12 protein-coding genes are annotated in these 14,455 nt (G+C 72.5%); 7 read left to right on the top strand and 5 right to left on the bottom strand.

Annotated elements, in window-relative coordinates; translation table 11 throughout:
* Positions 1-21 precede the first annotated feature (21 nt).
* The 4 genes from HTZ82_RS29030 to HTZ82_RS29045 form a co-directional block, all read right to left on the bottom strand.
* The gene (locus tag HTZ82_RS29030; protein ID WP_175412361.1) at positions 22-642 is read right to left on the bottom strand and encodes a DUF4126 domain-containing protein; all 621 of its coding nucleotides are present in this window, start codon (positions 640-642) and stop codon (positions 22-24) included.
* Between the two features lie 386 nt (positions 643-1,028).
* A complete protein-coding gene (locus HTZ82_RS29035) occupies positions 1,029-1,640 on the bottom strand; it encodes a TetR/AcrR family transcriptional regulator (RefSeq protein WP_175412362.1) in 612 nt (203 codons plus the stop codon).
* Between the two features lie 37 nt (positions 1,641-1,677).
* Positions 1,678-3,780, bottom strand: coding sequence for a YhgE/Pip family protein (locus HTZ82_RS29040; RefSeq protein WP_175412363.1), 2,103 nt, complete (start codon positions 3,778-3,780; stop codon positions 1,678-1,680).
* Positions 3,752-4,618, bottom strand: a complete 867-nt coding sequence (locus tag HTZ82_RS29045; RefSeq protein WP_175412364.1) for an ATP-binding cassette domain-containing protein — start codon at positions 4,616-4,618, stop codon at positions 3,752-3,754. The genes HTZ82_RS29040 and HTZ82_RS29045 overlap by 29 nt, the downstream gene beginning before the upstream one ends.
* A gap of 259 nt (positions 4,619-4,877) precedes the next feature.
* On the opposite strand from HTZ82_RS29045, the gene HTZ82_RS29050 reads away from it, so the two are divergent.
* From HTZ82_RS29050 to HTZ82_RS29080, 7 genes are all read left to right on the top strand, one after another.
* The gene (locus HTZ82_RS29050) at positions 4,878-5,546 is read left to right on the top strand and encodes a TnsA-like heteromeric transposase endonuclease subunit (RefSeq protein WP_254712190.1); all 669 of its coding nucleotides are present in this window, start codon (positions 4,878-4,880) and stop codon (positions 5,544-5,546) included.
* On the top strand, positions 5,543-7,603 hold the full coding sequence (locus HTZ82_RS29055; RefSeq protein WP_175412365.1) for a Mu transposase C-terminal domain-containing protein: 2,061 nt from the start codon (positions 5,543-5,545) through the stop codon (positions 7,601-7,603). The genes HTZ82_RS29050 and HTZ82_RS29055 overlap by 4 nt, the downstream gene beginning before the upstream one ends.
* Positions 7,600-8,610, top strand: a complete 1,011-nt coding sequence (locus HTZ82_RS29060) for a TniB family NTP-binding protein (RefSeq protein ID WP_309235757.1) — start codon at positions 7,600-7,602, stop codon at positions 8,608-8,610. Before HTZ82_RS29055 ends, HTZ82_RS29060 begins: the two co-directional genes overlap by 4 nt.
* Positions 8,607-9,581: a TniQ family protein gene (locus tag HTZ82_RS29065; RefSeq protein WP_175412366.1), complete on the top strand. Its 975-nt coding sequence runs from the start codon at positions 8,607-8,609 to the stop codon at positions 9,579-9,581. Before HTZ82_RS29060 ends, HTZ82_RS29065 begins: the two co-directional genes overlap by 4 nt.
* 191 nt (positions 9,582-9,772) lie before the next feature.
* On the top strand, positions 9,773-10,240 hold the full coding sequence (locus tag HTZ82_RS29070; RefSeq protein WP_175412367.1) for an SAV_6107 family HEPN domain-containing protein: 468 nt from the start codon (positions 9,773-9,775) through the stop codon (positions 10,238-10,240).
* Positions 10,241-10,263: 23 nt separating this feature from the next.
* Positions 10,264-11,022: a methyltransferase gene (locus HTZ82_RS29075; RefSeq protein ID WP_175412368.1), complete on the top strand. Its 759-nt coding sequence runs from the start codon at positions 10,264-10,266 to the stop codon at positions 11,020-11,022.
* Between the two features lie 266 nt (positions 11,023-11,288).
* On the top strand, positions 11,289-11,681 hold the full coding sequence (locus HTZ82_RS29080) for a DUF3040 domain-containing protein (protein ID WP_175412369.1): 393 nt from the start codon (positions 11,289-11,291) through the stop codon (positions 11,679-11,681).
* Positions 11,682-11,884: 203 nt separating this feature from the next.
* Here the strand turns inward: HTZ82_RS29080 and HTZ82_RS29085 are convergent, their stop codons facing one another.
* The gene (locus HTZ82_RS29085; RefSeq protein ID WP_175412370.1) at positions 11,885-14,311 is read right to left on the bottom strand and encodes a DUF3488 and transglutaminase-like domain-containing protein; all 2,427 of its coding nucleotides are present in this window, start codon (positions 14,309-14,311) and stop codon (positions 11,885-11,887) included.
* Between the last annotated feature and the right edge of the window lie 144 nt (positions 14,312-14,455).

Raw genomic sequence — 14,455 nt, forward strand, 5'->3', positions numbered from 1 at the left:
GGTCGGTCCGGCGCCGGCGGATCAGACCGGTGGCCTGGGTCCCCCGCCCGCGGCGGCCATCCGCTTCTCCTTGCGCCGCTGCGCCCGGCGCCGGAGGAACCGCCGGATACGCCCTATCAGGAACACGATCAGGGCGATGCCGAGCGCGAGCAGCACCGCGGCGATGATCGCGGCCGCGACCGGGTTGAACACGGCGAACGTGATGATCCCGGCGACGCCCAGGTCCTCGGCGATGCTGAGGACGATGTTGCTCGCCGGCTCCGGCGAGGTGTTGACCGCCATACGCGTGCCGGCCTTGACGAGATGGCTCAGCAGGGCCGTCGTACCGCCGACGGCGCCGGCCGCGACCTCGGGCAGCGAGCCGCTCTCACCCGCCAGCAGCGCCGCGACCACCGCGCCGGCCACCGGCCGGATCACGGTGTGGACGGAGTCCCAGGCGCTGTCGACGTACGGGATCTTGTCGGCCACCGCCTCGATGAGGAAGAGGACGCCGGCGACGATGAGGACGTCCGGACGCTGCAGCGCGTCGGGGACGTCGTCGGCGAGGCCGGTCGCGCCGAATATGCCGAGGAGCAGGACCACCGCGTAGGCGTTGATCCCGCTTGCCCAGCCGCTTGTGAAGACCAGTGGGAGTACGGACACGATCGTCGATCGTAGTCGGACGAGGGCTCCGTGAGGGCGGGTGCGTACGTCTGAGTATCCGTACTCAGAGGATCAGATGAGTAGATGCGCGGATGGGCTCCGACCTGCGGGGACGGCAGAGTGTGGGGCACGGGAGGGGCGCGGAGGCGGCACCGCCGGCACGGGGCGGCGGAACCGGTGCCGCGCACCTGCCGGAACGGGGGTTCCTGGGGCGCGACGGGGGAGACAGGGGTCGCCCACGGGGATGCACGAAGGGGGACCGGACGCCGGTCCGGCGGGGCNCCTCGCCGGACCGGCGTTTCTCCTGGACCGGACCGTTCTCCTGCTCTCCCGCTCTCCCGCCCTGCCGCTCTCCCGCTCTCCCGCCCTGCCGCTCTCCCGCTCTCCTACGACCGTCCGCTCACACGCCCGTGCAGCAGCCGGGACAGGGCGGCGTGGACGTCGTCGATGGACCGCTCCCGCTGGAACGCCTGCCAGTCGAGCGCCGCCACCAGCACCATCCCGACCAGCGCCGCGGCCGTGAGCGGGATGTCGATGTCATCGCTCAGCTCGCCCTCCGCGACAGCGTCCCGCAGCACCGTCTCGACGACGGCGACGGCCTCCTCGCGGACGACCAGCAGCGTCGACTGCCAGGCCCGGTTGGTGCGCCACAGCTCCGCGACGTACAGCTGCGTGAAGGCGGGGTAGCGGTCGATGAAGACCAGGCCCGCGCGGATCATCGCGTCGAGCGCCTCGACCCGTGTCCCACCGCGTGCCGCCGTCTCGTCGGCGGCGGCACGCAGCGAGGCCGTGAGCAGTCCGACGCCGTGCCGCAGCAGCTCCTCGAAGAGCTCGGTCTTGCTCTTGAAGTTGTAGTAGACCGTGCCCTTGGCGACCCCGGCGCGCTCCGCGATCTCGTCGACCGTCGTCGCCGAGAAGCCCTGCTCGGCGATGAGGGTCACGGCTGCCTCGTAGAGCTTCGTGCGGGTGGCCTGCCGTCGGGTGCTCTGCGTGTCCATGGCGTCGATTCTCACAGGTGTCACGGGTCCTTCCGGCTCACAGACTCAGCTCGGGGTGCAGCCGGTCGAACGTCCACACCTGCTTGCGGCGGGCCGACACGGCCGTCAGCGCGAGCGCGCCGGCGGTGAACGCGGCCAGGACCGCGCAGGCCTGCCACACCGGGCCGATGCCGCCGCCCGTGATGAGCCGGCGCAGGGCCTCGACGACGTAACTCATGGGCAGGAACGGGTGGATCGCGTTGAAGAAGCCCGGGCTCGTCTGGACGGGGTACGTGCCGCCTGCCGAGGTCAGCTGGAGCATCAGCACGGCCAGGACGAGGATGCGCCCCGCGGCCCCGAAGCGGGCGTTCAGCCACTGGATGATCGCGGCGAAGCAGCAGGTCACCAGTGCGAGGAACGCGACCGTCCCGGCGGCGCGCGCCATCTTCAGGCCGAGCCCCCAGTGCAGTACGGACATCAGCGCGGCCACCTGGAGCAGGCCGATCGCGGCCACCGGCAGCCAGCCCGCCAGCGCGATCCGCCAGGCGGAGGCGCCCGCGGCGAGCGCGCGCCGGTTCATGGGCTGGATCAGCATGTACGCCACCATGGCGCCCACCCACAGCGACAGCGGGATGAAGTACGGGGCGAAACCGGTGCCGTAGTTGGCCGCCTTGTGCATCGACTGCGAGGCGAGCTGGACCGGGTCGGCCATGACCTCCGTACGGCGGTCGCGGTCGTCCTTGTCGTAGTCCGGGATCTGGTCGACGCCCTTGTCGAGGCCGGTCGCCAGCTCCGTGGAGCCGTCCGCGAGCTTGAACAGGCCGCCGTCCAGGTCGTTGGCGCCCTTCTTGATCCTGCCGACGGCGGTGTCGATGGTGACGGCGCCGTTCTTGCTCTTCGTGATGGCGCTGTGGAGGTCGGCCATGCCCTTGGCGGCCTTGTGGGCGCCGGTGTTCAGCTCGTTGATCTTGGAGATGGCGTAGTCGACGTCCTGGCTGAGGTGCGGCGCCCGCTGGGCGAGCGCGTCGGCCTTGTTCTGGAGGTCGGCGAGCCGGCCGTCCAGCTTCTTCAGGTCGCCGTTGCCGTCCTCGGCCAGCTCGGCGAGGTCGTCGGCGATCGCGGCGACGTCGGCCGCGGCGACCTTGGCGTTCTTGAGGTCCTCGCACTGCTCGGGGGTCGGATCGGGCAGCACGCCGCCGCCGTCCTGCTCGCACGTCCTGGTGTGGAGGGCGGCGAGCGCGTCGGCCGCCTTGTGGGCGCGGTCGCGTGCGCCGGGGCCGCGCTTGACGATGGTCTCCAGGTTGTGGCGGGCCGCCTTGGAGGTGTCCGAGACCAGGCGGGCGCTGTCCCCGATCTGCTTGCCGTTGTCCCTCAGGTACGGCCGCACCTTGGCCGCCGTGCCGTTGACGCGGTCGGCGAGCTGCTGGGTGCCGTCCGCGATCCGGCGGGTGCCGGTCACCAGCTCGGCCGCGCCCGAGTTGATCGACTTCAGGCCCGATGCCAGCTCGCTGGTGCCGTTCTTGGTCTTCGCGGCGCCGTCCGCGAGGTCCTTGGAGCCCTTCTTGGCCTCGCCGACGCCGTCCTTGAGGTCGTTGGCGCCCTTGGCGGCCTTCTCCGTGGCGTCGTGGATGTCGGAGAACGAGATGAAGATCTTGTCGAGGAAGGAGCGGGACGACTTCGTCGACGCGGCGGTGCGGACCTCCGAGAACACGGTCCGCGAGATCTGCCCGACGATGTAGTTGTTGGCGTCGTTGGTGCGCACCTGGAGGGCGCCCGTCTCGGGGGAGTTCCCCGAGCTGGACGCGATGCGCTCGCTGAAGTCCGCGGGCATGGTCAGCGACAGGTAGAAGCGGCCGTCCTCGACGCCGTCGCGGGCCTCGGCGTCGCTCACCTCGTGCCACTCGAAGACCGCGCTCTCGCGCAGCCCCTCGGTGATGTCGGCACCGGCGTCGACCCGCTTGCCGTCGGCGGTCGCGCCCTTGTCCTCGTTGACGAGCGCGACCGGGATGCGGTCGAGCCTGCTGTACGGGTCCCAGAACGACCACAGGTACAGCGCGCCGTACAGCAGCGGCAGCAGCAGGATCGCCACGAGCGCGGCCCTCGGCAGCTTGCCCCGGCCGAAGCGCCTCAGCTCAAGCGCGGCCAGTTTCGGCGAGCGCATCGGCTGCCCCCTCCTTGTTGTTGTCGTCGTCCTCGTCGTGGGTGCCGTCGTCGGTGTCGTCGTCGGTGTCGTGGGCGTCGCCGTGGGCTTTGTCGTGGGCGTCGTCGTCCGGCTCGGCCTTCGGCTCGTCGCGTACGGCGGTGTGGACCACGGTGTCCGCCTGCTCCGGTGCCTCCGTGCAGACGGCCAGCACGGTGACGCCGCTGTCGGCGACCGCGCGCAGCATCGCCCAGGCGGCCGCCTCGTCCTCGTCCCCGAGCTTCAGGTCCGTGTCGTCGACGGCGAGCAGCCGGGGCTCGCCGATGAGCGCGAGCGCGACGGAGAGCCGCAGCGCCTCCAGGCGTTCCAGGTCGCGTACCGAGGTGCGTACGCCCTTGGGCAGCGTGTCCGGGTCGAGCCCGGCGGCCTCCAGGGCGGCGGCGATACGGCGCCGGTTCTCGGCCGCGCGCTCGCCGCCCGGGCGCAGCAGGGCCAGCGGCGATCCGCCGAACCGGCGCCGCAGCAGGGCCCGCTCCCGCAGGTGCTCGGCGACCGTGAGCGCCGGGTCGAGGTCGGCGACGCCCGGTACGTGCGCGAGGGCGCTGATCCGGCGTACGGCGGCCATCTTGCGCGGCAGGCGCAGACCGGCGACCTCGGCGTGCCCCTCGGCGGTCCGCATCCGCCCGGTGAGGGCGAGCAGCAGACAGGTCCGGCCGGAGCCGGAAGGGCCGGCGAGAGCGACGAGGGCGCCGGGCGCGGCGTCCACGGCCACCCCGCGGAACGCCCAGCCGCGCGGCCCCTTCACGCCCAGGGCCTCGGCTTTGACGGCGGCACCGGTCTGGTTGTCCGGGATCTCCACGGACCTCCCCCACTTCTTTGAACTGACCAGTCAGTTCAAAAACTACAGGTGGTCGAGGATCACGGCAACGTCGCAGGTGTCGGGTCGCACGAGATGTGGCGAAATCTCGCGGGAGTTGGCAAACGGGTGGCGAGTTCTCATCTGAACTGGCGAGCCTGAACGCGTGAGCAAGCAAATGCGAACCGTGACGGGCGGGGCTCCGGCGAGGGTCAGGGGCTTCGAAGTGAGCTATTTGGGGGGTGATGGGGTGGAGCGTCGGATGCCGCTGGCCGTGGCCGCGCGGGTGCGGTTCGAAGACGGCCGCCCTGTACGCGAGTTCCCCTCGTACCGAGGCCAGCGGAACTACCCGGGTCTGTACTGGTCGGCGACGGCCGGGACGCACATCGGCTACGAATCGTGGCTGGAACGCGATCACGTGATGGCGCTGGACTTCGACCCGCAGGTGTCGGCGCTGGCATCGCAACCGTTGTGGCTGTTCTGGGAGAGCGCCGAGGGCAAGGCGGTGTCGCACGCGCCGGACTACTTCGTACGCCGCGCCGACGGCTCGGTGCTGCTGGTCGACTCCCGGCCCCAGGAGCGTCGTCCCGCGCGTGACCTGGAGAAGTTCGCGGCGACGGAACGGGCCTGCGCGGAGGCCGGATGGTCGTACGCCTTGTGGGGCGAGCTGGACCCGGTGGAGGTCCTGAATCTGCGGTGGCTGGCCGGCTACCGGCATCCGCGCTGCTTCAACGCCGAAGCCGCCGACCGGTTGCGGGAGTTCTTCGCCGTTCCCGGTCCGCTGATGGAGGGCGCCGAGAGCGTCGGGGATCCGATCGCCGTCCTGCCGGTGCTGTTCCACCTGATGTGGCGCCAGGAACTGGTCTGCGACATGTCGGTGTTGCTGGGCGACCGCGCCGTGGTGCGGCTGGCCGGGGAGGGTGAGCTGTGAGGGCCCGCCCGTTGCTGCACGTCGGGGACCGGGTGGTCTTCGGCGGACTGGAGCACACGGTGGTGGCCGTCGCTGGGACGACCGTGCGGCTGCTGTCCGCTGCCGGGGAGCCGTCCGCGGTGCTGATGGCTTACCTGTTCGCCGCCCCCGACTTCGAGGTGATCGGCTCGGCGCCGGTGGCGCCGCTGACCTCTCAGGGCCTGTTGGAGGGGCTGCCGAAGGAGGTCGCCGAGGCCGCTTGCCGGTGGGAACGCCACCTGGTGGAGGTCGAGACCGGGCTTGCCCCCGATGCGCCCGCCGGGACGGCCCCGCGACCGGAGTACGACCCCGCGTCCCGGTCGCTGGCCGAGCGGGAGACCGCGAAGGCGGCGGAGTTGCGGGCGGCCGGGGTGCGGGCGGAGCGGCGGACGGTCCAGCGGATGCGCCGCCGCTACCGGGAGGAAGGGCTGTGGGGTCTGGTCGACCGGCGTTACGCGGCCCGGCCGAGGCCGACCGGGAACGTGGATTCCCGCGTGGTGGCGGCCACCGTCGCGGCCATCGAGGCCCAGACCGACACGTCCACGGGCACCAAGGCCCGGATGCTGCGACAGGTCGAGCGGTTCGTTGCCGAGGAGCACGGGCCGGCGGTCACGATGCCGTCGCGGGCGACGTTCTACCGGCTGGTGGACGCGCTCTCGGCAGGTCGGCACACCTTCGGTTCCGCGCTCACCCGGCGGTCGATGGCCAACCGCCCGTCCGGGGTGTTCTCCGCGACGGTGGCCGCCCGGCCGGGTGAGCAGGTCCAGATCGACACCACCCCGCTGGACGTGATGGCCGTCATGGACGACGGGGTGCTGGGCCGCACGGAACTGACGATCGCGGTCGACATCGCCACGCGGACGATCTGTGCGGCGGTGCTCCACCCGGCGGGGGCCAAAGCGGTGGATGCCGCCTTGATGCTGGCCCGCATCGTCGTCCCGGAGCCGGTACGGCCGGACTGGGACGAGTCGTTGCGCATGTCCGCGTCCCGGATTCCGCACGCCCGCCTGGTCGACATCGACACCCGGCTGCAACTGACGGCCGCCAAGCCGGTGATCGTGCCGGACACCATCGTGATCGACCGGGGCCGGGTCTACCTCTCCGAGACGTTCCTGCGGGCCTGCCGCACCCTGGGGATCTCGGTGCAGCCGTGCCATCCCCGCTCGCCCACCGAGAAGGGTGTGGTGGAGCGGACGTTTTCCTCGATCAACTCGCTGTTCTGCCAGCATCTGGCGGGCTACACCGGCCGGGACGCGACCCGTCGCGGCAGCGACGTCGAGAGCCGGGCCGCCTGGCCGGTCGCGGACCTCCAGGACCTGCTGGACGAGTGGATCGTGGCCGGCTGGCAGACGCGCCCGCACGAGGGCCTTCGGCACCCGCTCACTCCGGACCGGCCGCTCTCGCCGAACGAGGCATACGCCGCGATGGTGGCGGCGGCGGGATACGTTCCGGTCACGCCCACGGGCGAGGACTACGTGGAGATGCTGCCCGCCCTGCGGCGGCGCATCAACGACTACGGCGTCCAGATCGACTACCGCACCTACAACAGCCCGCAGCTCGCGCCCTACCGGCGCCGGGCCTCGGGGGCTCATGACAACGCCTGGGAAGTCCACTACGACCCCTACGATCTGACCAGGGTCTGGGTCCGTGACCACCACAAGGGCGGGTGGATCACGGCTGAGTGGACTCAGCTGCCGCTGATCCGGCAGCCGTTCGCCGACTTCACCTGGCGTTATGCCCGCAAGGTCGCCGCGTCCCGGGGCGTCGACGCCACGAACGAGTCCTCGGTGGCTGTGGTCCTGGCGGGCATCCTCAAGCGCGCCGAGGACGGTCCGGGGCCCGAGCGGCGGGCCACCGCCAAGGCCCGCGCCGCCACCGCGATGCCGCACAGGCTCCCGCCCGCCTTGCGGCCGGTGCCCGTCATCGAGGAACCGGAAGACGAGGACGAGGTGACCGGCGACGCCGCCGAAGCGGCGCCCGGCGCCGAGGTCGTGCCGTTCGGGCTGTTCGACCCCTTCGCCGAAGGGGAGGACCAGTGACCCACGAGAACGAGGGAATGCCGCCGCTGGCCAGCCTGGACGGCTGGCGGACGTTCATGTCTCAGAGCCTGCCCGAGCCGCCCGCCCTGCTGCCCGAGGCAGCGTGGCGGGGGCTCGACCGCGTCGAGCGGGCCGTCTATGACCAGGCCCGCACTGCCTACCACGACGAACTGTTGCTGGTCAGCACCCCGGCGATCCGGCGGATCACCACGACCGGGATGAAACTGATCGCCCGGAACGGGCGCCGCCAGACCGGCCGCAAGGGGCTGATCGTCTCCGGGCCGTCCGGCACCGGCAAGACCACCTCGGTCTCCCAACTCGGCAAACGCCACCAGCTCGCTGTCGAACGCCGTTCCCCCGTCGACGTCAGCGGCGAACGCGTCCCGGTCGTCTACATCGTCACCCCGCCGGCGGTGAAGCCGCGGGACCTGGTGGTCGAGCTGGCCGCGTTCCTCGGACTGCCCTACGCCTACCGCGAGAGTCCGCAGGTGATCACCCACAACGTGATCTCCGTGCTTCACAAGGTCGGATGCCGCCTGATCGTGGTGGACGAGATCCACAACCTGGATCTGACCACCCGCAACGGCCAGGACGCTTCCGACCAGCTGAAATATCTCTTCGAACAGATCCAGGCGACGTTCGTCTACGCCGGGGTGAACGTCACCGAGAACGGGCTCTTCTCCGGCCTGCGGGGCCGCCAGCTCGCCGGACGGTTCATCACCCTGCACACCGGGCCCTTCGACCACGACACCGCCCCGCAGCGCGAGGACTGGGAACGGGTCGTGGCCACCATGGAAAGCACCCTGCGACTGCACCGCCACACCACCGGCACCCTCGGCAAGCAGGCCGCCTACCTGCACCGCCGGACCAGCGGCATGATCGGCAGCCTTGACCAGCTGATCTACGAGGCGGCGAACGACGCCATCGCGGACGGCACCGAGAAGATCACCAAACGGCACCTCGAAGCCGTCGTCCTCGACACCGCCGCCGAGGAGGCCCGCCGGTGAAGCGATGGGAACGGCCCGCCCGCCCGCTGCCCCTGCGGGCCCGGCCCATGAAGAACGAGACCGTGGTGTCCTTCGTCGCCCGCCTCGCCGCCGCGAACGACTTCCCCGTCTCGCTCCTGCTGCGGACCATCGGGGACTGCGTCCCCGGCAAGCATGTCCTCGACCGAGACGCCCGGTTGAACGCCGCCGCTCTGGACCGCCTGGTTGTGCTCTCCCGAACGCCTGCCGAGCACCTTCGCCGGGCCCTGCCCACTTTGCTGACCGCCCCCCAGTACGTCCCCCTTCCCACCGGCCGGCCGGTGCTCCGGTTCTTCCGCGGAGACCCACACCCCCTTCTGGCCTGCCGCATCTGCACGCTCCAGCACGGCCCGGCCACCCCGGTCGCCTGGGAGTACCGGAGCCTGAACCGCTTCGTCTGTCTTTCCCACCACCGCTGGATCGGCGAAGGCCCACACCTGGACCTTCGGTCCGCTCCGGAGATCGTCGCGGCCCAGGTCCAGTACGCCGACCTCGCCGCCCGCATCGGCCACAACGCGACCTACAAGGCCCTCACCACCTCATGGCAGATGACCTTCCGCTGGTTGAGGGAGAAACGCCACCCCGCGCTGATCTCCCGCTGGACCACGCGGGCCGCCACGCTCGGCGCCGATCGCCAGCTGCCCGGGTCCGTCCGTTTCCCGGAGATCGTGCAGCTGATGGAAGTAACCGGCGACCCCGACTGGCGACGCCACGTCGCGATGGTCGAGCAACCCGACCTCAGGATCTTCTACCGCCACACCGCCCGCCGACTCGGAATCGAACCCGACGCCTTCACCACCGGCAACAGCCAGTCGGACCCCCTCGCCGAATGGGTCCGCATCTTGCGGCACCGGTTCGCCACCATCCGCGACGAACTCTGGCGAGGCCACTACCGACAACCCAACTGGCGCGCCGAGCTGACCCCCTTCCCCGAAAGTTGCCACTTCGAATGAGAAAGCCGACCCGTGAATGTCTCACCGCAACTGGCGAACCCCAGCTCACAGCCCCGGCACCTCGCCAGGTCAAACGAGAACCGACAGCAGGTCAGCGCCGATTGTCAGTGGCGGCCAGCACGATGGACCCCACACGGCCGCAGTGCCGTGAGCGCCCGTCCCGTTCCCCGACCGACGCCAGGAGGTCCGTCATGGCGAGCGACGTCCACCCCGTGCGGCGCCGCGCACCGGCGCCGCCCGCAGCCCTCGACCTGCTCGCCCGGGCGCGTGCCTGCCTGGCCGAGGCGAGCGCACTCGACAGCCCCGACGAGCGGTACGCCGCGGCACACCTCGCCGCCCTCCGCGCAGCCGCCGCGGTGATCGCCGTACGCGCCCGCCCCGAGACCGGCCGCCGCACCCGGCAGCGCATCCGCAGCGCCTGGGAGGTGCTGCCCGAACTGGCCCCCGAGCTGACCGAGTGGAGCGCCCTGTTCGCCTCGGGCGCCGCCCGCAGGGCCCGCGCGGAGGCGGGTGTACGCGGCGCGGCCACCGCGCGGGACGCGGACGACCTGCTCCGCGACGCGGCCATGTTCCTGCGCCTGGTGGAGCGGTTGCTCGCGCTCCGGCCGACGCCGCGACCGCGGACGTCGCCCGAGGCCATAGGCTGGGAGCGTTCGTAACCGCCACCGAGGAGTCAACTGCCGTGTCGGACCCGCAGCGCCCCCGCGCCTCCCTTCGTACCGCCGTGGTGTGGGACGTTCTCGAGGACGCCCTCGACCGCAGGGTCAAGGCCGGTGGCAAAGAGAGCCTCGACGTCCTCGACACCGGCGGCGGCAGCGGCAACTTCGCGGTGCCCGTGGCCCGCCTCGGCCACCGGGTGACCGTCGTCGACCCCAGCCCCAACGCCCTCTTCGCGCTGGAGCGCCGCGCCGCCGAAGCCGGTGTCGCCGACCGGGTCCGTGGCGTCCAGGGCGACATCCACGGCCTGTTCGACGTCGTCGAGCGCGGCGGCTACGACGCGGTGCTCTGCCACGGCGTCCTGGAGTACGTGGACGACGTCGCCGAGGGCGTGCGCAACGCGGTGGAGGCCCTCCGGCCCGCCGGGGCGCTCAGCCTGCTCGCCGCCGGACTGGGCGGTGCCGTGCTGGCCCGCGCACTCGCCGGTCACTTCACCGAGGCCCGCCGGGCCCTCACCGACCCCGACGGCCGCTGGGGCGAGGGCGATCCCGTGCCGCGCCGGTTCACCGCCGAGCAGCTCACCGAGGCCGTCGAGGCGGCCGGCGTGGAGGTCGGCGCCGTCCACGGCGTACGGGTCTTCGCCGACCTGGTCCCGGGCGTCCTCGTGGACACCGAGCCCGGCGCCCTGGACGCGCTCCTGCGGCTGGAAGCGGCCGCCGCGGAGCTGCCCGCGTTCCGCTCGGTCGCCACGCAGCTGCACGTGCTGGGTGAAAAGCGCGGCTGACGCCGGAGGGCGCCTGATCAGCGGCGCAGCCGCAGATGGAGTACGCCACAGGCGCCCCGATCGCGCCAGGATCCCCGTATGATCGAGGGACACCATCCGGCATGACGGTTCGGACGACGGGGAATCAACGCCTCACCAGCCGAACCGGCATCGCGGTCCGATCGGCGATTTGGCATTCAGGGCGGGTTTCACGGGGGCGATTCCCTGCCTATCCTGGAAGGGCCGCATACCGGTCGCCCCCCGCGACCGACGATGAGGAGGACTCCGTGCCGCTCTCGGAGCACGAGCAGCGAATGCTCGAGCAGATGGAGCGAGCGCTGTACGCCGAAGATCCCAAGTTCGCGACAGCGCTCGAGGGAAGCGGGCTGCGTACGTACACCCGGCGACGGGTCTACCAGGCGGTCGCCGGCTTCCTGGTGGGTATCGCGCTCCTCATGGCCGGCATGATCTTCACGCAGATCTGGCTCGGCGTGGTCGGCTTCCTCGTCATGCTGGGATGCGCGGTCCTCGCGATCACCGGCTGGCGCAAGGCCCCCAAGCCCGGCGAGCAGCCGGCCGCAGGAGCCGCGCCCGCGGGCCGCAGGCAGCGGCAGCGCCGCTCGATGATGGACCGCATCGAACAGCGCTGGCAACGCCGCCGCGACGAACAGGGCCACTGACCGGCCCACACACCCATGACGTCGAGGGGTGACCGCACCAGGCGGTCACCCCTCACTCGTACACCCGCAGCCGCCGAAGCAGCCGCCGCAGCCGCCGCAGCAGCCGTAGCCGTCGCAGCGGTCATCACGGGCCGCCCGTCCCTCGGTCGGATGGCGGAACGCACACCACCGAGGGACCGGCCTCCCGCGCCCCTGACCTCGGGTCAGCCGCGCTGGCGGGATGCGCGGCGGGGGAGGACGCCCGACAGGCGGGCTGCCACGGCCCCGCCGCGCGTCGCCCAGCGCTGCGCGGCCGCTGTACGGCGGGCGGACAGCGCCCAGGCGACACGGACGGCCGAGCGCGGTGCCAGCAGGGCCCGTACGCGGCCGCCGCGGCCCTGCGCGGCGCGGAGACCGTCGCGTATCCGGGTGGCGTCGTCCGCCAGGCCGGCCGTGGCACGGGGCTCCGGGGCGTACAGGACCTGCTCCACCGCGCCCGCGACCCGGTGCACCGCGTCGGCCGCCGCGCCCTCCAGCCGGCCAAGCCGTACGATGCGGGCCGCCGAGCGGCGGAGGGTCAGGGACTCGTCCGGCCGGATCCCGTGGTCCCAGGCCGTGTCCACGACCTCCTGCCACACGGCCAGCGTCCGCTCCGCCACGTCGTCGGCCGTGCGTCCCCGGGAACCGAGCCGCCGGGCCCGCACCCGCTGCCGCCACAGCATCGGCAGCAGCGGCACCAGGACCAGCGTGGCGGCGCCCGCCACCGCCAGCAGGACCGGCCCGACGGCCGCTCCCGCGTCCGAAGGCGGCTCCGCACCCTGCGGCGCGGCGCCGGCGCAGCCGTCCGCCCCCGCCACCTGCACCGCGCAGCTGTCCTCCGCCGAGGCCGAGGCCGACGGGGCCGCAGACCCGCGCGGCGCCGTCTCCACCGGACCCGGCGCCTCACCGGCCGGGGTCTCGGGACGGGCGTACTCCGGGATCGAACCCCGCGACGGTGTCGGCTCGAAGCGCGTCCAGCCCACGCCCTCGAAGTACAGCTCGGGCCACGCGTGCGCGTCCCTGATGCTCACCGACATCGTGCCGTCGCCCTGCGGCGTGCCGGGCATGAAGCCGACCGCCACCCGCGCCGGTATGTTCAGCGAGCGGGCCATCGCCGCCATCGTGAAGGAGTAGTGGACGCAGAAGCCCTTCTTGTCCTTCAGGAAGCGCGAGATCGCCGAGATCCCCGTGCCCGACGACACCTCCGTGTCGTATTGGAAGCCGCCCTTCACGGCGAACCAGTCCTGGAGCCGCACCGCACGCTCGTAGTCGTTCGCGGCGCCCGCCGTCACCTTCAGCGCCGTCGCCTTCACATCGGCGGGCAGCGAGTCCGGCACCCGCGTGTACCCGCGCAGCAGCGTGCCCGGGGCCTCCGTGGCGGCGGCCAGTTGCCTGGCCGTCGGCTGGACGGCCAGGCTCACCACCGAGTAGCCGGCGCCGCTCGTCGTCTGCCGGTCGTCGCCGACGAGCGTCCTGCCCTCCGGCTCGTACCGCCAGCGCCCTTCGACGTCCACCTCGGTCGCCGGGAACGGCATCGGCAGCCACTTCTGCTCGTACGAGCCGGACGCCGATATGTTCGTCCTGATCTCCGTCGTCCTGATCCGGTCGCTCAGGCCCGCCGGGCCGGGCAGCCGGCGCGGCACGTCCTGGACACCGCGCACCGACGTCTTCCACGACGTGCCGTCGAACTGGTCGAGGGCCACCAGCCGCAGATACAGGCCGGACGTGTCGGGCGCGTTGGTGCGGTACCGCAGCACCTCCCGGTCCTCCCGCTGGTTCAGGCTGTCCTTGAGGGACACCAGCGGGTTGACCGCCGAGATCATGCCCCCGCCGCCCGGCCCGCCCCCCGTACCGCCGGTGCCGAGCAGCCCGCCGCCCAGCGACGGCAGCACCGCCGGCACGGCCAGCGCGATGCCCAGCGCCAGCGCGCCGATCCGCCGCCCGCTGCGCAGCGGCGCGGGCACCGACCCGTCCGGTGCCCGGAACGCGCCCGAGCCGCCGGGCCGCGCCGCGGGGCCGCCGAACACCCGGCCCCACTGGGCCAGCCGGTCGCGGCCCTCCGCCAGCAGCAGCATCAGATAGCCGGCGGCCGCCACCAGGAACCACAGCCAGTTCGCACCGCCACCGCCCGACAGACCGGCCGCCACCGAGAACAGCGCCAGCAGGGGCAGCCCCGCGGGGGCCGCGCTGCGGAACGTCACCGCCAGCGTGTCCACGGCCAGGCCGATCACCAGCACCCCGCCGATCAGCATGAGCCGGATGCCCTCGGTCGCCGGCGCCGGGATCGCGTACCGCCCGACGTCCTCGGCGCCCGCCGTCAGCAGCACCCCGAAGCGTTCGAAGACCGCGGGCGATGGCAGCAGCCCGGCCGGCGCCACCTCGCTCGCGAAGACCGCCGTCAGCAGCACCAGCGCCACCGCCAGTTGCACGGCCACGGTCAGCGGACGCGCCAGCGGCAGATGCCGCCCGAGCGCGCCCGCCCCGCTCACCAGCGCCAGCAGCAGCGCCGCGACGAAGATCCAGTCCACCCGGTCGACCAGCGGCAGCATGGCGCAGGCCGCCGCCACCGTGGCGGCCCAGGCACACAGCGCGAGACGTCCGCCGCCGCTCATGACCAACCCCCCGAGAAACCCGCCGTACCGCCCTGGACCACTTCCGGCCCGCTGCCCCGCCGTGCCGCGTGCCGCCACAGCTCCGCGAGCGAGTCACCAGGCCGCACGGCGACCGCCGTCCACCCGGCCTCCTGGAGCCGCCGC

The sequence above is a fragment of the Streptomyces sp. TRM64462 genome, assembly GCF_013362995.1.
In the GTDB taxonomy this organism is placed as follows: Bacteria; Actinomycetota; Actinomycetes; order Streptomycetales; family Streptomycetaceae; genus Streptomyces.